This is a genomic window from Microvirga sp. 2YAF29 (assembly GCF_052114605.1).
Lineage (GTDB): Bacteria > Pseudomonadota > Alphaproteobacteria > Rhizobiales > Beijerinckiaceae > Microvirga.
Genome location: NZ_JBFRFB010000020.1, coordinates 18,197 through 36,272, shown reverse-complemented (window position 1 = coordinate 36,272; position 18,076 = coordinate 18,197). Strand labels below are relative to the sequence as shown.

Genomic DNA, 18,076 nt, shown 5'->3' with positions numbered 1-18,076 from the left:
GGCGAAGAAGGGCGTGATCAAGAGTGCTGAGTTCTACCAGGGGCCGAAGGCGCACGATCGGGACGACCGCCTGATCTACGACAAGAAGACGGGGGCCTTGTACTACGATGCCGACGGCACCGGCGCACAGGCTCAGATCCAGATCGCGGCGCTCTCCAAGAACCTCAAGATGACCTACAAGGACTTCTTCGTCATCTAGACAAAAGCGCAGCTGTTTCTGTCCTTTTGCGCGTCTCCTCGAAAGCTCTCTTTCGGCTTCAATCGAAAGAGGGCTTTTTGTCTGACGGAGCCTGCGAATCAATCGCCTCGGAGGCGAGGTGAGTTGTCACACTGAATGTTCAGATAGTTTGCGAAAACTGTAGCTTCCTTAAGGATTAATTTTTCTCGACCCCGTCATGAGGACCATCTGTGGCCACGCTCGTTTTCTCCGGACCCGACATCCTTCTCGATCCCTCTTCGAATTCGCAATTTTATCCTGATCTGGCTCCTCTCGGTGATGGCGGGTTTGTCGCCGTCTGGTCGACTTATACGGATGATGGGGTCGCGGTTATGCGCGGCCAGATATTAAATGCCGATGGGACGCCTCGGGGCAACATCTTCACTGTCAACAGCTCACCCGATGACGGCGGCATGTATCCGACGGTCACAGCCTTGGCCAATGGTCAGTTTATTGTCGCCTGGCACGGCGAACCGATTGACGGAGATGCCTATGCCGTTGGAGCGCGCACTTTCAACGCGAACGGAACGCCGGTTGGCGACGATTTCGTTCTCAACGACACTTGGCAAGGAAGTCAGACTTTTCCGTCCATAACTGCCCTTTCCAATGGCGGCTTCGTTGCGACTTATGAGAGCAGCTCATACGACGCGCAGGGAATCCTGGCGCAAATCTATGATGCTGACGGCATGCGGGTCAGTGCTGAGTTTGCCGTCAACACGATAACTGCGGGAAACCAGGAGCGTCCTCAAGTAACGGCTCTGGCCGATGGCCGCTTCGTCGTGGCCTATACCGATTTCAGCCAAAGCCCCGATGACCCGTCAGGTGGCGCAGTCCGCGCACAGATTTTCAATGCCGATGGCAGCAAGAGCGGCGCCGAGTTCCTTGTGCCGACCAGTGTTGAGGGCACGCAAACCGATCCGATCGTCACAGCGCTTTCCGACGGCCGCTTCGTGGTCGTGTGGACGCATTTCGATGCTGCTACCGGCGATCAATCATCCTACAGCATCCGGGCGCAGATGTTCACGGCTGACGGCGTACGGTCGGGGCAGGAATTCCAGGTCAATACGGCGACCTGGGATAGTCAGGACCATCCGACCGTCTCCGCACTTCCCGGAGGCGGCTTCGCGGTCGCCTTTGCCGATCGCAGCCAGGGCGATTCCAATATCCGGATCGTCACCTATTCCGCAGCCGGCGAAATGACGACCGACGAGATGATTGCGCATCCAAATACGGCGGGTAAGCAGGAATCTCCGTCGATTATCACGCTTTCGGATGGCCGCATCGTCGTCGCGTGGAGCGAACTCACGCCTGCATGGGAATCCGATGTCCGGGTGCAGATCTTCGAGGCGCCGACGTCGGGCTCCTCGCAGGAAGGCACGCCGGGCGATGACAATCTCGTCGGAACCATCTTCAATGATCCTTTGTCCGGTCTTGGCGGCAACGATTACCTGTCTGGTCTTGACGGAGACGATACCCTCGACGGAGGCACAGGCGTCGACACGATGGATGGCGGCGCCGGCTCGGATACGTTCGTAGTCGATGATGTCAACGACGTCGTCATAGACGATAGTGATGACCCGAACGATGTCGATCTCATCAACACCTATGTGTCCTATTCGCTCGCGGCGACACCTTTCGTCGAAAAGATGACGGCCCTCGGAACCGATGCGATCAATCTAACCGGCAACGCAGGTGCCAACGTACTCACCGGCAACGACGCCGCCAATCACCTTGATGGAGGTGATGGCGGTGATATCCTTATCGGCTTGGGCGGGAATGACAGCCTGACTGGCGGTGCGGGGTATGACTATCTGGAGGGCGGAGAGGGAGCCGATACGCTTATTGGCGGCGCTGACAGCGATCTTTACTGGATCGATGGCGACGATATTGTCGTCGAGACGGAAGATGGCGGCGACGCGGACCAGATTAACACCGCAGTCAGCTTCTCTTTAGAGACGACCCCCTTTGTCGAGCAACTGGTGGCGCGCGGAGAAGACGCCATCGACCTGACCGGCAACGCCCTGAACAACTTTTTGGCCGGCAACGCCGCCGATAACCACCTTTATGGCGGTCTTGGCGACGACGCGCTCAACGGAAATGAGGGAGCCGATACGATGGTCGGCGGCCTCGGCGACGATGTCTACTGGGTGGATGACCTCGGCGACGTCGTGAGCGAGGAAAGCGGCGAGGGAACCGATATGGTCCTTACCACGCTCGACAACTACACTCTTGCGGACCACGTCGAAAACCTCACCCATATCAGGCCTTCCTCCGCAACGCTTCTGGGCAACGATTTGCGCAACCTGATTGTGACGGGCGCAGGGGATGATCGCATCGATGGAGGGCTTGGTGCTGATACGATGCAGGGCGGCGCCGGCAATGACACCTATGTGGTCGACGATGCCGGCGACATCATCCAGGAAGAGGATGAGAGTGGTATCGATACGGTCGAGACCAGCATCAACTACAGCCTGAAGGATAACATCGAGATTCTCACAGCGACGGGGACCAGCAATCTGTCCCTTGGCGGCAATGCCTTGTCCAATACAATCACCGGCAATTCCGGCGACAATCTCATTGATGGCGGCGCTGGAGACGACACCATATACGGTGGGCTCGGGAACGATACGATCGATGGTGGTTCCGGCGGCAACGTTGCGCAGTTCAGCGGCAAAGAGTCCGAGTATGTCATTACGAGAGAGGCGGATGGATCGTTTACTGTCACAGACAGGATCGCTGACCGCGATGGTACTGATACCATCAAGAATGTGCGGACACTGGCATTCTCCGATACCACCTATCACACATACAATACGGCCCCAACGGATCTGAAACTGACAAGATCCAGTATTAGCGAAGATGCTTTTGCCTCAACGATTGTCGCGAGCCTTACCGCGAAGGATACGGAAGGGGACAGCGTGAGCTTTAGTCTCGTCACAGATGGTCCTTTCAAGCTCGACGGCAGCAATCTAATCCTGACCGGACCGCTGGACTTCGAGACCAAGCCCCAGCACACGCTCACGATTACAGCGCGCGACAGCTATGGTGCCGAGACGACCCAGACTTTTACGATCACGGTGTTGGACGTGCTTGAGCCAGGCGATCCCAATTTTCCTCTCACGCTCTGGGGCACGCCAAGGGCGGATTGGTTAGAGGGCCGCAATGCCAACGACGTTCTGTATGGCCTGAACGGAAACGACAAGCTTTATGGTGGCGCGGGCAACGACAAGCTCTATGGCGGTGCGGGCAAGGACACGCTCGATGGCGGCTCCGGTCAAGACATCTTCGTGTTCGACACCAAGCTCTCGAAATCGGCGAAGGTGAACAAGGCCAATCAGGACAAGATCGTGGACTTCAAGGTGGCGGACGACACGATCCATCTGAAGAAGAGCGTGTTCACGAAACTGGACAAAAAGGGCGTGCTCAAGAGCGCTGAATTCTATGTCGGCACGAAGGCGCACGATGCCTCCGACAATCTGATCTACAACAAGAAGACGGGCGCGCTGTACTACGATGCCGACGGTACGGGATCGGCCGCGCAGATTCAGATCGCCACCCTCTCCAAGAACCTCAAGATGACCTATAAGGACTTCTTCGTGATCTGATGTCTCCCCGGTATAAGACCACGAAGTGAGGAAAAGGGCCGATTAAGCAGCCCTTTTCCTAAGGCTCGTCTATTTATAATTCAGAGTCGAAAATCTCTAATCAGATTGCGGCTTCTATTGCCCACACCAATGCTGGTTGCGTGCTTCTTCAGCCTCTGGCCCATCTTCCCAAGGTAAGGCGAGGTCTTCTGCTATCATGATCCCGCCAACATCTCGATTGCCTGCCCGTAAATTTGCCAGGGTGCGCCCATTGCGATCTCCCGCGCCGGAAGATTTGTACCTTTCCCGATCCAAGCAACTCGGCAAGCCGCGCTTTAGCTTTTAGGCTCATCATTGGCTCTCGCTCACATCTTGATCGGAAACTTTCAGGTGCCTCAATGTTGAGGATCCGCACCTGCTCGCGGCCAAAGGCAAAGGTGTCGCCATCGACAATAACAACGCGGACTCCGTCAAAGGTCTCGACTTGGGAGAGGGTCGCCGTGAGCATGATGCGTCCGAGATCCGATGACAACTGCGTCATGGTTCGGCCTGCATTGTCGAGGCTCTAAGCGGCCGCATCTCGAGCCGCGAGAGTGAAGGCCTGTCGTTGAGCATCTGGCATATCCTTCAACATGGCTTCGAGCTCATCACGGCGTGTGTTGCGGCTCTAGACTTGAGAACCTGCATCCTGCGCTTCCTCAAGGGTCTTGCTGTCGGCATAGCGAGAGCGCGCCTCAGAATAGCCGGGCACCGTATCAAGCTGCTCATCAAGCTTTTACTGAATGGGGTTTTAGGGTGCCTGCAACGTCGCTCCACTCATTGCGCATGCCGCACCCGACTTCGCTGCGCACCTCGTGCAGGTCGCCGCGCTCGATTTTGGAATATCGCCTTTGAAGAGCTGCCCTCGGATATTCAGCAGGGCTTCGCGCTTCTTGCCGGATACAGTCAGAATTGCATCGTCAATCATGTTGACGGCATCACGAGCATCGAGCGGCGCAGCGTGCTCGGTAGGCCGAACCCCGGCAGCTCATCGTCCCAAACAAAGGCATCCGTACCGGGATCTAGGGCCGTAGCGTCTACCGTCCTCTTTGTGAGTTTTGGCATTGGGTAAGCATCAAGTAAGCAAAAGGATGGAAATTGGCGGAAACGTCAGGTAATGAAATGACCCGAAAAACCCTTACGCATCAAGGGTAATAAAACTCAAGGACACGTTCGAATCGTGTCGGGTGCGCCATTATTCTCCATGGATTTCAGCGACTAGGTTGCCCCGTTTAAGCTGAGCTGGGCAATAAAGCGGCGCTTTTGGCGAGTGCACCACGCCCTCTGCCTGAGGATAATCCGTCATTTTTCTCTTTTAGCGAGCAGTCTCTTCGAGCTCTTTTGGATCAACGTCCATGTTCGGCGTTCTTGCCAGAAATTGCGGAAAGACTTTTGCGATGGGAGGTTGATCCTATTCAGCTGTCGCTCTCGTCATATTTTGAACCAGATGATGATGAAATTCCCATTGATGGCCACGGCCTGACCCGAATGTTTATCATCCAAGCTTGACCCATGAGGCGGACGTCGTCCTCTAATTTGCAAAAGCAAATTATCCTTCTCAGTCAAGCAACGATATAAAGTGTTCTTGCTCAGGCCTTTCAGTGTTGAGCGTCACGATGACTTACTTCGAACCTGGTACTTATACGTTGCAAGGCGCCGGTAAAACTTGGAGTTACGCCAACTCCGGCAGCAACATGCGCTTCGAATTGCGTTCCGGAGACCGTTGGGTCGGCGACAGTAACTCTACTGTCGAGCGCTCGGAAATTGCGAGCTACAAGACGCTCGCTTTCAATCAAAGCTATACGGTCCAGTACAAATTCATGATTGAGCCAGGGGCCATCAATACAGCCAAATGGCTTGTGATTGGCCAGCTTCATGCAACTGAAGATGAAGACGACGAAGGCGTCTCGCCGCCCTTTGAGCTTGGCCTTGTGGGAGAGCGGATGCAGGTTACCGTGCATTGGTCGACATCGGCGCAAACCAATTGGAGTAATGTCACTGAAAACACCCTCTACACGGACACGAAGAACGTACAACGCGGTCATTGGTACGATATCAAGCTAACCGTCAAATTCGATCCGTTTGGAAATGGATTGCTTGACGTCTGGAGAGACGGAATACAGCTCGTCGATTACAACGGGCCGTTAGGCTTTAATGATCAAGTCGGTCCTTATTGGAAAAACGGGATTTATCGAAAAGCAGCCTCGGAAACGATAGCAATCAATTATAGTGACTTCTTTATGATGCCATCCGTTTCACAGAATATGGCACCTACCCAAATCAGCTTGAACGGCGATAGCGCGCTGGAATTGGCAGCTCGCGGAACGGTCGTTGGACTGCTTGCAGCCGAAGATCCGAATGCAGGTGACCAAGCCGTATTTACCATGCTCGACAGCGCAGGTGGACGCTTTGCGCTAGACCCAACAGGCACACGGGTCGTGGTGCACGATGGCCTCAAACTCGACTACGAACAGGCTAATTTCCATACCATCAAAGTAAGAGCAACCGACAAGGGTGGCTTGTTCATAGATAGGACTTTGACGGTCAAGCTCGGTGACGTTTTCATGGAAAGAGCCGACGGAACAATGGATGCGGACCGGTTTGTAGGTGGATCGGGCGCCGATGCTTTCCATGGTCAAGGCGGCAATGACACGCTGTACAGCAGGGATGGTAGAGATAGGCTCACAGGTGGTGCTGGCGCAGACGTATTCGTGTTCGATACCAAGCCCAACAAGAAGACCAATATCGACAAGATCACGGATTTCAACGCACGCTATGATAGTATCTGGCTCAACAATGCCATCTTCAAAGCGGCGGACTTGAGGAAGATCGGCAAGGGCAAATCGGAGGTCAATCCTGGCAAGTTGAAGGCAGAGTTCTTCAAGTCGTTTGATAAGAAGCACCCTCTCAATCAAGATAAGAATGACTACGTACTCTACAACAAGAGCACGGGCGCCTTGTCGTATGATGCGGACGGTTCTGGCAAGGGAGCAGCGATCCAGATCGCGAGCTTGAATAAAAATCTTCCGATCACCGCAAAAGACTTCTTCATCGTCTAGGGCCCGACAGCCGTAAGGTCATATTGTAGCGAATAGGGCCTGACAATAAGGCAGGGTACTTGCCATGTTACATGAGCCTGCCGGTTAGATTTCGCCGCAGAAGCCGAGCCCAATACATCTTATGACTCATGAAGAGCGGCAGGGTAGTACCTCTTCAGAGAACACCCCTTTTGGGGAACCTGAAACCCCGCAGTCATGTTAAGGCCCTGGACCTGTCCCGACGAGTGGACTGGCTTTCCGGGAAACGCCTTCAAGCCAAGCTTCTCATTCATCCATTCTGAATGAGGTGGTGAAAGGTGCGCGCGATAGAGAATGGATGTGGGGTAAATCACTATGAGCCAGGCTTTTGCCTATCGAAATGCAACAATCAATGTTGCGCGTGATTCTGCTCAATCGATTTCGACATATTTGATCTGCTCGAATTCTCTTCTGCGCAGCGGCTTTGATCACATCCTCTCTGGAACGCAATTTTCCCTGTCAGACGAGGTTTACAAGGATCACATTGACCTTCCTCAAATCGGCGGCACGGATCCGATTCTCCTTATCGTGTGTACGCACGGCACCATGAACGAACCGGAGCAGATCGTGGAGGGCTTGAGGGAGACGTGTCCGAAGGCACGGATCGTCATCGTCGCGGATCACCTTGATCCTACAATTCTGGTGCGAGCTTGTAAGGCCGGTGTCGACGGCGTGTGCAGCACTGACATGGACCGCGATGTTCTTTTAAAAGCTCTCGAACTCGTCATGCTCGGCGAGCGGTTCATTCCGTCATCGATGGGACTTGCGCTTCTGGAAGCCAATCCCAATGAGCTCCGCGGCTTGGATGGCGACAAGGTCGTTCCTCTGCACACGAGTGATAGCGCGCCCCAGAGTCTATCCACGCGGGAAACGCAGATTCTGCGCTGCCTCATCGACGGTTCCTCCAACAAACACATTGCCCGACAGCTCGGCGTCGCTGAAGCGACGGTGAAAGTTCACATCAAGGCAATCCTCAGGAAAGCGAAAGTCGCTAATCGTACCCAGGCTGCCATGTGGGCCCAGCGTCGGTTGAACCAGGGGCCGGTTGCCAGCTCGGATTAAATCTTCTCAGTGTTCTCATCGGCCCGGTACTTGCCGCCCCCACATGTTGGCGGCGAATGGATTCGGCCGGTACGGAGAGAGGCAGGAACTCAATACTCAATAGAAGTATAAAAATCCGAGAGTCCCTCAGTTGATTGGAGTAACCCGTAGTAGCGTTGAAATAGATGCAACATTACGGCATGAAAAGGCTTATGCTCCTTGCTAGGGAGTGCTCAGATGCGTGCTTTAATCTTGCCGGCCTTCATCGTGTCAGTCCTCGTGCCTGCAGGGGCTTTCGCCCAGGAATGGGCAGCCCTTCCAGGGCCGCAGGGCCGGATGCTGCAGGATCGTGATGTACGATGGAATGCCTGCTATAAAGAAACTAGGCTCATGTACCGGACCCGGAACCATTCCTTGAACAATTACCGCACCATCATCAAGGATGCCCGTTACGATCACATGCGTGAATGCATGGCCCGGGCGCAGCTGCCTCGTCCTATCGGAAGCCCGGATGCTGGCGAGAAGCAGATTCCCTCTAACCTCGCCGGGTGGGCCGCCAATCCCTGATGGCGTGTGCCCGTGCTTGCTGGCGCTGCGTCAGGTTGTCATGGCGCAGATACTATATTACCGTGGGTTGCTGGTCATCGTCCGGCAGCTTTCTCCTTGCCTGAGGGCTGCAGCATGATCGGCCAAATGGCCTAGTAGATGTAGCCGACTAGGTTTGCCGTGGCGTTTCTGCCATATGGCGTGCCACGGTGAGGGGGAATGTATGGAACCGGTCGAGCAGCGTCGCGCCAGTCCGCGCTCGCGCACTCTTCTTGAGGGGCACATCATCTACAATAACCGACTGTCTAGGATGGAATGCTCCGTGCGCGACTTATCGGAGACAGGGGCTCGGATCGTGTTCGCGCAACCCGTCAAGGTGCCGGCCCAGTTTGAATTGCAGATCCCGAAACGGAAGCTCGTCCGTCAGGCTCAGGTCATGTGGTATGATGGCCAGGCCCACGGGGTCATGTTTCTAGAGGATGCGGCAAGCCAGCCCGTTCGCAAGGTTCCCGTCGCGAAATCTCAAGGGAAAGTTCCTGCGATGAAGAAGGAGCCCGCCAGCGTTCCTGACATCATCGAAGACGCCCGCCATAATATCGCGCGTCTCCTTGGCGTTTCCGTCGACCTCATTCAGCTGAAGCTGGAGATCGACCGCTGACGCTCCTGCCTCAGCGGTCCTGATCCGTTCGTTATTTCAGCATCCATTCGTGGTCGGGATCGTTGTGGAACTTCCAGATCCGCTTCGGGCCAGCCATCACGTTCAGATAATACAGCTCATAGCCGTGCGGCGCGCCGACTGGGTGATACCCTTTCGGCACCAGCACCACGTCGCCATTGGCCGCCGCCAGCGTCTCATCGAGTGAGCGGTCGTCCGTATAAACACGCTGCAGAGCGAAGCCGGACGGCGGGTTGAGCCGGTGATAATAGGTTTCTTCCAGCAGCGACTCGTTCGGCAACATATCCCGGTCATGCTTGTGAGGCGGGTAGCTCGACCAATGGCCTGACGGGGTGATGACTTCGACGACGAGTAGGCTTTCCGCCGGCTCCGTCTCCGGCAGGATGTTGCGCACATGGCGCGTGTTCGTGCCCTTGCCGCGCGTTTCCTGGCCCACCTCGTCGGGACGGATCACCCGCGCCGGTAGCTTGCCTTCGGCGGGCGCGGTGCAGATTGCGATCTCGCAATCCGTCTCGGCCTTCAGCGACCATTCGGATTTGGCGGGTGCGTAAAGCGACCACGGATCGGGCTCGAACGGCGAGGAACGCCCGCCGATCGTGCCGAAATCTTGGGCCCCCGCGCTCACATGCGCGTGGCCTGAGAGCATCACGATGCAAGCTTCCCGGTCACCGGTCTGCCGCTGCAAGCTCTGGCCGGCTTTAAGCTGGTAGACCTCGAAACCCACATAGGTCCAGCCGGCGGAAGCCGGCGTGATGGCGTGGATACGCCCGGATGAATCGGGCATCGACGGTTTGACGAGAAGCTTCGACATCGTGATGGTCCTTATCGCATTCTCAGCAGAGAAAATGCGTCGCTAGAACTAGCGCAGGCCCGCTTCCTTCAGGAAGCGGGTGAGATTGCCATAGCCCATCTTGGCATAGGTGAGGGGATGAGCCTTCTTGGGATCCTGCTCCGCTTCGATGACGACCCAGCCGCTATAGCCAGGCAGTTCCTTGAACACGGAGACGAAATCCACCATGCCGTCACCCGGCACCGTGTAAACGCCTTCGATGACGGAATCGAGGAAGCTCCAGCCTTCAGCCGTTGATTTCTCCATCACGCTCTTGCGCACGTCCTTCGTGTGAACGTGGCTGATGCGGCTGCGGTAGCGGCGGGCGAGTGCTGCCGGATCGGCGCCGCCCCATGTGGCGTGGCCCGTGTCGAGCAGCAGATGAACCGCATCGCCCGTGGAGCGCATGAAGGCGTCGATATCGGCCTCGGACTCGACGATTGTGCCCATGTGGTGATGGTACACGACGCGAACGCCTTCCTGCAGCGTGCGCTCAGCCACCTGCGTCAGGCGGCGGCCGAACTCCGCCCAGTCGCCATCCTTCATCACAGGGCGCTGAGAGAGCGGCTTCGAGCGGTCTCCGTGAATGGCATTCGACGTCTCGGCGAAGACGAGGACGTTCGAACCCATGGCCTTCAGCAGGTCGAGATGCGGGCGCAGCGCCTTCATCTCGGCATCCGCGTCGCGCTTGAGAAGTTCGGCGGAATACCAGCCGGACACACAGGCCATATTGAAGGGCGCGAGCGCCTTCTTCAGCGCTTCCGGCTCACGCGGAAACTTGTTGCCGAGTTCCATGCCCTCGAAGCCGGCTTCTTTGGCTTCAGCCAAGCATACTTCCAGTGGTGTCTCGCCACCGAGTTCCGGCATGTCGTCGTTGGACCAGCCGATAGGGTTCGCCCCGATGCGGATCGTCATGAATCCTATTCCTTCCGTTTCAATCAATCGCCCACGCGCTGCGCGCCGAGGGCATTTTCGTAATCTTTACGCGCCGTGTTCACCTGCTCGCGCACGGAGACTTCCGGCACCGCCACATCCCACCAATGGCCGCCCTCATCCGTGGAGATCAGCGGATCGGTGTCGATGATGATGACGGTGCTGCGGTCTGCGCTGCGGGCTTTCTTCAGCGCGTCCTCGAGTTCCGCGATGCTCTTCACCTTCAGCGATTGAGCGCCGAGGCTTGCCGCATGGGCGGTGAAGTCGATATCCGGCAGCGTCACATGGTTCGTGTGCTGCAGGAGATTATTGAAGCTCTCTCCACCGGTGGCACGCTGAAGGCGGTTGATGCAGCCATAGCCACGATTGTCGAGCAGCACGACAGTAAGCTTCCGGTCCAGCATTACGGATGTGGCGAGCTCCGAATTCATCATGAGATAGGAGCCGTCGCCCACCATCACGATCACTTCGCGGGATGGGTCGGCCATCTTCACGCCAAGGCCGCCTGCGATTTCGTAACCCATACAGGAATAGCCGTATTCCATGTGGTAGCCGAGCGCAGCGCTCGCCTTCCAATGCTTATGCAGCTCGCCCGGCAGGCCACCTGCTGCGCAGACCACCACGTCGGTGGGGGAGGAGGTGCGCTGCACTGCGCCGATGACCTGTGCATCGGAGGGAAGCTCCGCATTCGTCGGGTCGGTGAAGCGAGCCGAAGAATCGAACCAGCGCGCCTTTTCCTCGCGGCCCTTCGCGGTCCAGCTCTCAGGTGCCTTCCAGCTGCCGAGCGCGCGGCTCAACTCTTCGAGGCCGACGCGCGCGTCGGATACAAGCGGCAGTGCATTGTGTTTCGTCGCGTCGAAAGCCTGCACATTGAGGCCTACGATCCGGCGCTTCGGGTTCTTGAACAGGGCCCAGGATCCGGTGGTGAAATCCTGCAGGCGGGTGCCGACCGCGATCACCACATCGGCATCTTCGGCCAGCGCATTCGCAGCACCTGTGCCGGTCACGCCGATGGCGCCGAGATTGGCCTGATGGTCATGGGGTAGACTAGACTTGCCGGCTTGTGTTTCTCCCACGAAGAGCCCGTGCTTCTGTGCGAAACCAGCCAGCACCTTTTCCGCGTCAGAATAGAGCACGCCGCCGCCGGCCACGATGAAAGGCTTCTTGGCATTGCGGATCAAATCGACCGCTTCCGCAAGCTCCGATTCATCGGGACGGATGCGGCGCGGCGTCCAGATTTTCTCCGCGAAGAAGCTCTCGGGATAATCGTAAGCCTCAGCCTGTGTGTCCTGGCACAGAGCCAGCGTCACCGGTCCGCAATCGGCAGGATTGGTTAGCACGGACATGGCGCGCTGAAGCGCGGGAATGATCTGTTCGGGGCGGGTAATACGGTCGAAATAGCGGGAGACGGGCTTGAAGCAATCGTTGGCCGAGATCGTGCCGTCAGAGAAACTCTCAATCTGCTGCAACACCGGGTCGGGCTTGCGGTTGGCAAAGACATCGCCGGGCAGAAGCAGCACGGGAACGCGGTTCACATGGGCGACCGCGGCTGCAGTCACCATGTTCGTCGCACCGGGGCCGATGGACGTGGTGCAGGCCATCATGCGGCGGCGCCGCGATGCTTTCGCAAAAGCAACGGCAGCATGGGCCATGCCTTGTTCGTTATGCGCTCGGAAGGTCGGAAGCTGATCGCGCACGCCATGCAGCGCCTCGCCCATACCCGCCACATTGCCGTGGCCGAAAATGGCCCACACACCGCCGAACAGCGGCAGGACTTGTCCGTCGATCTCCGTCTTCTGCGCGGTGAGGAACCGGGCGACAGCTTGCGCCATGGTGAGGCGGATCGTGCTCATGAAGCTTCCCTCAATTCAGGCCGGCAACGGCCAGCAGCGTTTCCAGATTTTGTCGTTCATGAAAAGAGGGCGGAGCCTTCCATCGGCTCCGCCCTTCGTCTTAGGCGGCCTTCGTCTGATCGGACACGCGCTGCCAGCAATCCACGAGGCGCTGGAAGCGGCCTGACATGTCGGCAATCGCGGCTTCGTCCGAGATCTCGCCTTTCAGCCAGCGCCGCGCGGCGTCGTTGAAGATCGTGCGGCCGACCGCGAAGCCCTTCACCTGAGGTTCGCTGGCGGCGGCGGCGAAGGCCATTTCCAATTCGTCTTCCGGCGCTTCGAGACCAAGCAGCACGATGCCGCGACAATAAGGATCGTTCTTCGTGATCACCTTGCCGATGGCATTCCAGGCCGCCTTGTCCTGCTGCGGCTCCAGCTTCCACCAATCGGGCTTGATGCCGAGATCGTAGAGATGCTGCACAATGCCGGCGACCGTGTCGGTCTTCAGCGGTCCGTGTTTGCCCGCGATGATCTCGACCAGAAGCTCGCGGCCGATGCGGCGCGCGGCATCATGGATTCGCAGCAACTCGCGTTCTTGGCGTGCTTTAAGCTCCGGCGGATCGTCGGGATGGTAGAAGCACAGGCACTTGATGGTGTGGCCCACCGGCCATTCGACGAGCTTCGCGCCGATGCTTCCGCCGCCCTCGAAGTCGAGCGGGCGCGAGCCTGGCAGCTCAACAGGGCGTCCGATCCAGAATGGATGATCGGCGGCGCGGAAGAGGGCCTCGCGGCCATAGGTGCCGTCGATCAGCATGCCGAAGCCTTCGCGCCCATTGGCCACTCTGGCGGCAGCCTGCACTGCCAGCACCTTGAAATCGGGAATGCGCTCGATGGAGGCGCCGACTTCCTTCGCCATCACCTCAAGCTGCATGCGATGATCAATAGCGAGCGCCATGAGCGTGTCGGAAGCGGGGCGGCGCGTGGTAGACCAATGAATGTGGTTGATGTCCTCGTCGAAGCGCAGCGCTTTGTGGCGGCTTCCTTCCTTGAGGAAGTGCTGCAGCTCGGGGAAGGTCGGAATTTCCGGCGAGCAGAGTAGGCGCGACACGGCGAACGCGCCGCTCGCATTGGCATAGGCGCAGCAGGTCTCGATCTTCTCGTCCTTCAGCCATCCGCGCAGGAAGCCGGAGAGGAACGCATCGCCCGCGCCGAGCACGTTGTAGACTTCCACCGGGAAGCCGGGGCCCTTCACGCCGTCGTCGAGCGAAGCCGGAATGTCGCCGGGGAACACCACGCAGCCCATGGGGCCGCGCTTGCAGACGATGGTGGCTTTCGAAACCGCGCGGATATCACGGATCGCGCTGAGCGTATCCTCCGAGCCGCCTGCGACATGAAGTTCTTCTTCCGTGCCAACAATGAGATCGCAATCGGCGAGAATGGGCTTCAGGTGCTCCGTCACCGTGTCCGAGCGAACATAGCGCGATTCACCTGCACCATGCCCGAGAAGGCCCCAGAGGTTCGGGCGATAATCCACATCGAACACGACCTTACGGCCATTCGCCTTGGCAACGCGTATTGCTTTCTTCTGCGCGGCGGCGGTGCCCTCGCGGGAGAAATGCGTGCCGGTGACGACTATGGCGGCAGCGGACGCGACGAAGCTTTCATCCACATCGTCTTCGCTAAGCGCCATGTCCGCGCAATTATCGCGATAGAAGATCAGCGGGAAGGAGTCTTCGTCACGCACGCCCAGAATGACGAGGGCGGTCAGACGCTGCTTGTCGGTGACGATGCCTCGCGTGGCGACGCCTTCGCGTTCCATCTGCTCGCGAATGAAGCGGCCCATGGCTTCATCGCCGACGCGGGTGATGAGGCCCGATTTCAGGCCGAGCCGCGCCGTGCCGATGGCGATGTTGGCAGGGCAGCCGCCAACAGCCTTGGAGAAGGAGGCCATATCTTCAAGCCGGCCACCGACCTGCTGGCCATATAGATCGACCGATGCGCGACCCATGGTGATCACATCCAGGGCTGGCTTCATGCTTTTCCTCCCAGGGCGCGATCTCTGAAGATCGCGTCAGGGCCTCCGGCCCTTGAAGTTATGGAATATTTATTCTATTAGCATCTAACACTGGAATTTCAATTCCAAATTTTCCGAAAACTGGCAAAGTATATTGGGGGAAACATGATCAGGATCGCCGTTTTGGGCGCCGGCCGCATCGGCCGCATTCATGGTCGTAACGCCGCTAGCCATCCCGACGCTCGCCTCGTTGCGGTCGCCGATCCGCATGCTCCCTCCGCACAGGAACTCGCGGCTGCCACGGGCGCTGAGGTCTCCTCCCTCGAGGAGGTAGTCGAACGCTCGGATGTCGATGCCATCCTCATCTGCACGCCGACCACGACACATGCCGATCTCATCGAGCGCGGCGCGAAGGCGGGCAAGGCGGTGTTTTGCGAGAAGCCGGTCGATCTGTCGAGCGAGCGCATCGTGAGCTGCCTCAACGTGGTCGAGAAAGCGGGCACGCCGCTGATGATCGGCTTCAACCGCCGCTTCGATCCGAACTTCGCCGCATTGCAGAAGCGTCTCGCCGACGGCGAGGTGGGCGATGTGGAGCTGGTGACGATCCTCTCCCGCGATCCCGGCCCGCCGCCGGTGAGCTACATCAAGACCTCCGGTGGTCTCTTCCGCGACATGATGATTCACGATCTCGACATGGCGCGCTTCCTGCTGCTCGGCGATGAGCCGGTGGAAGTGCATGCGGTCGGTTCTTCGCTGGTCGATCCGGCCATCGGCGAGGCGGGCGATGTGGATACCGCAGCCGTGATGCTGAAGACCGCCAAGGGCAGGATCGTGCAGATCTCATGCTCGCGCCGCGCCACCTACGGCTACGATCAGCGCATCGAGGTGCATGGCTCGAAGGGCATGATTCGCGCGGGCAATATCCACCGCACTACCGTGGAAGTGGCGAACGCTTCCGGCGTCACCGCCGATCCGGTGCAGGACTTCTTCCTGGAGCGTTACGCAGACGCTTATCGTGACGAGCTGACCACGTTCCTCAACGCGGTCCGCGACGGCAAGCCGTGCAATCCCACGGGGCGCGATGGCCTGATGGCGCAGCGTCTGGCGGATGCGGCGACGGAGTCGGCGCAGACCGGAAAGCCGGTGAAGGTTTAAAAGGAAAGGGCGCTTCGGCGCCCTTTTTCATATTTGGTGAATTGCGGCTGTTCAGCCTTCCGCCCGCTTCTCCGCCGTTCCAACGGCAAGCGCCATGGCGAGCGCGAATGTCGCCGACAATGAGCGGAACGCACCGAAATCCGCCTCCGCCACTTCGATCCATACATCGGCGCTCGTCACCAGCGGGCTGAAGGCGGAATCCGTGATGGCGACCACGGGAATGTTGCGCCGTGCCGCGGTTGCGGCGAGGTCGGCGGTGACTGGGGCATAGGGCGTGAAGCTGATGGCGAGAACCGCATCGCGTTCCGAGGCGGTGGCGAGCTGTTCGGGACCGAGCTGAGCGATGTGATCGATCAGGATCGCGCGCACGCCGAGTTTGCCGAAGGCATAGGCGCAATAAGCCGAGATCGGAAACACCCGGCGGGCGCCGAGGAGATAGATCGTGTCGGCTTTCGCAAGCGTCTCGATGGCGCGGGAGAGTTCTTCCGGCCGCACGGATTCGCGCATCTTGTCAAGCGAGATCGCCGCCGCGTTGCTGAAGCCTTCGAGGAGCGAGGCTGCATGGACATGGTCTCCCTCGAGATCGCGCAGCACCCGCAGGCGCTCGCGATAATCGGGAAACCGTTCGCGTAAGCGATCGCGGAAGATCTGCTGGAGATGGGAAAAGCCGTCATAGCCGAGGCTTTTGGCGAAGCGGACAAGGGTCGAGGGCTGCACGCCCGCATGTTCCGCGATGGCTGCGACGGTGCCGAAGGCGATTTCTTCGGGGTGGTCCATGGCGAAGGCCGCCAGCTGCTTGAGCCGCTTCGGCATCGATTCGCGGCGGCTGAGCAGCAGGGCTCTCAATCCTTCGTAATCATCTGGCACTTCTCTGACAGATTCTGTCACTTCGATGCTTTTCCCAGTCTCCATGTCCTCTACCTTGGATACCAGATCGGGACCTTGACACTGATCTACAAAGAATGGAATGAATATTCTACTCTATAAACAAAAAGGTTCTGGCGTTCCATCGTTGGGCGACCGGATCGGCAGAGGAAGCGCCAAATACAGCCGGTGATTCGGCTCAAAACAACTTTGCTTTCTTCTGGTCTCACGTGGGGGCGAGACCCGGCGCACCGGTCTTCGGCGCGGCGGGCGAGGGAACCCATTTGGGAGGAAGCACATGAAATCTTATCTGACCGGTCTCGTTGCCGCAGCAGCCCTGACCGTTGCCGCCATCGCACCGGCCGCTGCCCAACAGGGCAGCCGCATCATCGTCGTCACCCACGGCCAGGCCAACGATCCGTTCTGGTCCGTGGTGAAGAACGGTGTCGCCGAGGCCGGCAAGGACATGAACGTCCAGGTCGATTACCGGGCGCCCGAGACCTTCGACATGGTGTCCATGAGCCAGCTCATCGACGCGGCGGTGAACCAGAAGCCAGCGGGCCTCGTGGTCTCGATTCCCGATGCCTCGGCGCTGACCGCGTCGATCCAGAAGGCGGTGGCCGCCGGGATTCCGGTGATCTCCATGAATTCCGGCTCCGACGTGTCGAAGAAACTCGGCGCGATGCTCCATGTCGGTCAGGACGAGGTCGAGGCCGGGCGCATTGCCGGCGCCAAGCTCAAAGAGATGGGCGGCAAGACCGGCATCTGCGTCAACCAGGAGGTCGGCAACGTCTCGCTCGACCTGCGCTGCAAGGGCTTCTCGGAAGGCTTCGGCGGCAAGGTGACCGTGCTGCCGGTCTCGAACGATCCGACCGACATCCGTGCCAAGGTGAAGGCGGCGCTGGCGTCCGATGGCTCCATCGACACGATCCTGGCGCTCGGCGCGGGCACTGCGGGCGAGCCGAGCGTTGCGGCGGTGAAGGATGCCGGCAAGACCGGTGCCGTGCGCGTCGCGACTTTCGATATGTCGGCGGGATTCCTGAAATCGGTGGCTGCGGGTGAGGCCGTGTTCGCCATCGACCAGCAGCAATTCCTGCAGGGCTACCTGCCTGTGGCCTTCCTCGCGCTCAACGCGAAATACGGGCTCATGCCCGGTGGCAATGTGCCGTCCGGCCCGAACCTGATCACGAAGGAAAAAGCCAGTCAGGTAATCGATCTGTCCGCCAAGGGCATTCGCTGAAGCCTTGTCGAAGCCCGCGACGCTCATCG

12 protein-coding genes and 1 pseudogene are annotated in these 18,076 nt (G+C 58.6%); 8 read left to right on the top strand and 5 right to left on the bottom strand.

From position 1 onward, the window contains the following. The 6 genes and pseudogenes from AB4Y85_RS17980 to AB4Y85_RS17955 form a co-directional block, all read left to right on the top strand. Nucleotides 1-199: pseudogene (locus AB4Y85_RS17980) on the top strand (calcium-binding protein); the annotation flags it as partial. Nucleotides 200-408: 209 nt separating this feature from the next. Beyond that, nucleotides 409-3,822, top strand: a complete 3,414-nt coding sequence (locus tag AB4Y85_RS17975; RefSeq protein ID WP_441986294.1) for a hypothetical protein — start codon at nt 409-411, stop codon at nt 3,820-3,822. Between the two features lie 1,634 nt (nt 3,823-5,456). Continuing rightward, entirely contained in the window at nt 5,457-6,899 is a 1,443-nt protein-coding gene (locus AB4Y85_RS17970; RefSeq protein WP_441986293.1) for a heparin lyase I family protein, read from the top strand. A gap of 333 nt (nt 6,900-7,232) precedes the next feature. Continuing rightward, on the top strand, nt 7,233-7,979 hold the full coding sequence (locus AB4Y85_RS17965) for a LuxR C-terminal-related transcriptional regulator (RefSeq protein WP_441986292.1): 747 nt from the start codon (nt 7,233-7,235) through the stop codon (nt 7,977-7,979). A gap of 216 nt (nt 7,980-8,195) precedes the next feature. Continuing rightward, the gene (locus AB4Y85_RS17960; protein WP_441986291.1) at nt 8,196-8,525 is read left to right on the top strand and encodes a hypothetical protein; all 330 of its coding nucleotides are present in this window, start codon (nt 8,196-8,198) and stop codon (nt 8,523-8,525) included. A 175-nt stretch (nt 8,526-8,700) separates the two neighbouring features. Further along, nucleotides 8,701-9,162, top strand: coding sequence for a PilZ domain-containing protein (locus AB4Y85_RS17955; protein WP_441986297.1), 462 nt, complete (start codon nt 8,701-8,703; stop codon nt 9,160-9,162). Nucleotides 9,163-9,193: 31 nt separating this feature from the next. Here AB4Y85_RS17955 and iolB read toward each other — a convergent pair whose 3' ends face one another. From iolB to AB4Y85_RS17935, 4 genes are all read right to left on the bottom strand, one after another. Continuing rightward, nucleotides 9,194-9,991: a 5-deoxy-glucuronate isomerase gene (iolB, locus tag AB4Y85_RS17950; protein WP_441986290.1), complete on the bottom strand. Its 798-nt coding sequence runs from the start codon at nt 9,989-9,991 to the stop codon at nt 9,194-9,196. 48 nt (nt 9,992-10,039) lie between these two features. Then, a complete protein-coding gene (gene iolE, locus AB4Y85_RS17945; protein ID WP_441986289.1) occupies nt 10,040-10,924 on the bottom strand; it encodes a myo-inosose-2 dehydratase in 885 nt (294 codons plus the stop codon). Nucleotides 10,925-10,947: 23 nt separating this feature from the next. After that, the gene (gene iolD / locus AB4Y85_RS17940) at nt 10,948-12,795 is read right to left on the bottom strand and encodes a 3D-(3,5/4)-trihydroxycyclohexane-1,2-dione acylhydrolase (decyclizing) (RefSeq protein WP_441986288.1); all 1,848 of its coding nucleotides are present in this window, start codon (nt 12,793-12,795) and stop codon (nt 10,948-10,950) included. Nucleotides 12,796-12,895: 100 nt separating this feature from the next. Beyond that, entirely contained in the window at nt 12,896-14,809 is a 1,914-nt protein-coding gene (locus tag AB4Y85_RS17935; RefSeq protein ID WP_441986287.1) for a bifunctional 5-dehydro-2-deoxygluconokinase/5-dehydro-2-deoxyphosphogluconate aldolase, read from the bottom strand. Nucleotides 14,810-14,953: 144 nt separating this feature from the next. Here AB4Y85_RS17935 and iolG point away from each other — a divergent pair, with 144 nt between their 5' ends. Continuing rightward, a complete protein-coding gene (iolG, locus tag AB4Y85_RS17930; protein ID WP_441986286.1) occupies nt 14,954-15,943 on the top strand; it encodes an inositol 2-dehydrogenase in 990 nt (329 codons plus the stop codon). Nucleotides 15,944-15,994: 51 nt separating this feature from the next. Here the strand turns inward: iolG and AB4Y85_RS17925 are convergent, their stop codons facing one another. Next, entirely contained in the window at nt 15,995-16,837 is an 843-nt protein-coding gene (locus AB4Y85_RS17925; RefSeq protein ID WP_441986296.1) for a MurR/RpiR family transcriptional regulator, read from the bottom strand. Nucleotides 16,838-17,105: 268 nt separating this feature from the next. On the opposite strand from AB4Y85_RS17925, the gene AB4Y85_RS17920 reads away from it, so the two are divergent. Further along, nucleotides 17,106-18,047 (top strand): sugar ABC transporter substrate-binding protein, encoded by a 942-nt coding sequence (locus AB4Y85_RS17920; RefSeq protein ID WP_441986285.1) that lies wholly within the window; start codon nt 17,106-17,108, stop codon nt 18,045-18,047. Nucleotides 18,048-18,076 lie beyond the last annotated feature (29 nt).

Excerpts from the sequence above, each read along its gene's own strand:
- AB4Y85_RS17970 (WP_441986293.1), top strand. The coding sequence starts at position 5,457 with ATGACTTACTTCGAACCTGGTACTTATACGTTGCAAGGCGCCGGTAAA.
- AB4Y85_RS17965 (WP_441986292.1), top strand. The coding sequence starts at position 7,233 with ATGAGCCAGGCTTTTGCCTATCGAAATGCAACAATCAATGTTGCGCGT.
- AB4Y85_RS17960 (WP_441986291.1), top strand. The coding sequence starts at position 8,196 with ATGCGTGCTTTAATCTTGCCGGCCTTCATCGTGTCAGTCCTCGTGCCT.
- AB4Y85_RS17955 (WP_441986297.1), top strand. The coding sequence starts at position 8,701 with ATGGCGTGCCACGGTGAGGGGGAATGTATGGAACCGGTCGAGCAGCGT.
- iolB (WP_441986290.1), bottom strand. The coding sequence starts at position 9,991 with ATGTCGAAGCTTCTCGTCAAACCGTCGATGCCCGATTCATCCGGGCGT.
- iolE (WP_441986289.1), bottom strand. The coding sequence starts at position 10,924 with ATGACGATCCGCATCGGGGCGAACCCTATCGGCTGGTCCAACGACGAC.
- iolD (WP_441986288.1), bottom strand. The coding sequence starts at position 12,795 with ATGAGCACGATCCGCCTCACCATGGCGCAAGCTGTCGCCCGGTTCCTC.
- AB4Y85_RS17935 (WP_441986287.1), bottom strand. The coding sequence starts at position 14,809 with ATGAAGCCAGCCCTGGATGTGATCACCATGGGTCGCGCATCGGTCGAT.
- iolG (WP_441986286.1), top strand. The coding sequence starts at position 14,954 with ATGATCAGGATCGCCGTTTTGGGCGCCGGCCGCATCGGCCGCATTCAT.
- AB4Y85_RS17920 (WP_441986285.1), top strand. The coding sequence starts at position 17,106 with ATGAAATCTTATCTGACCGGTCTCGTTGCCGCAGCAGCCCTGACCGTT.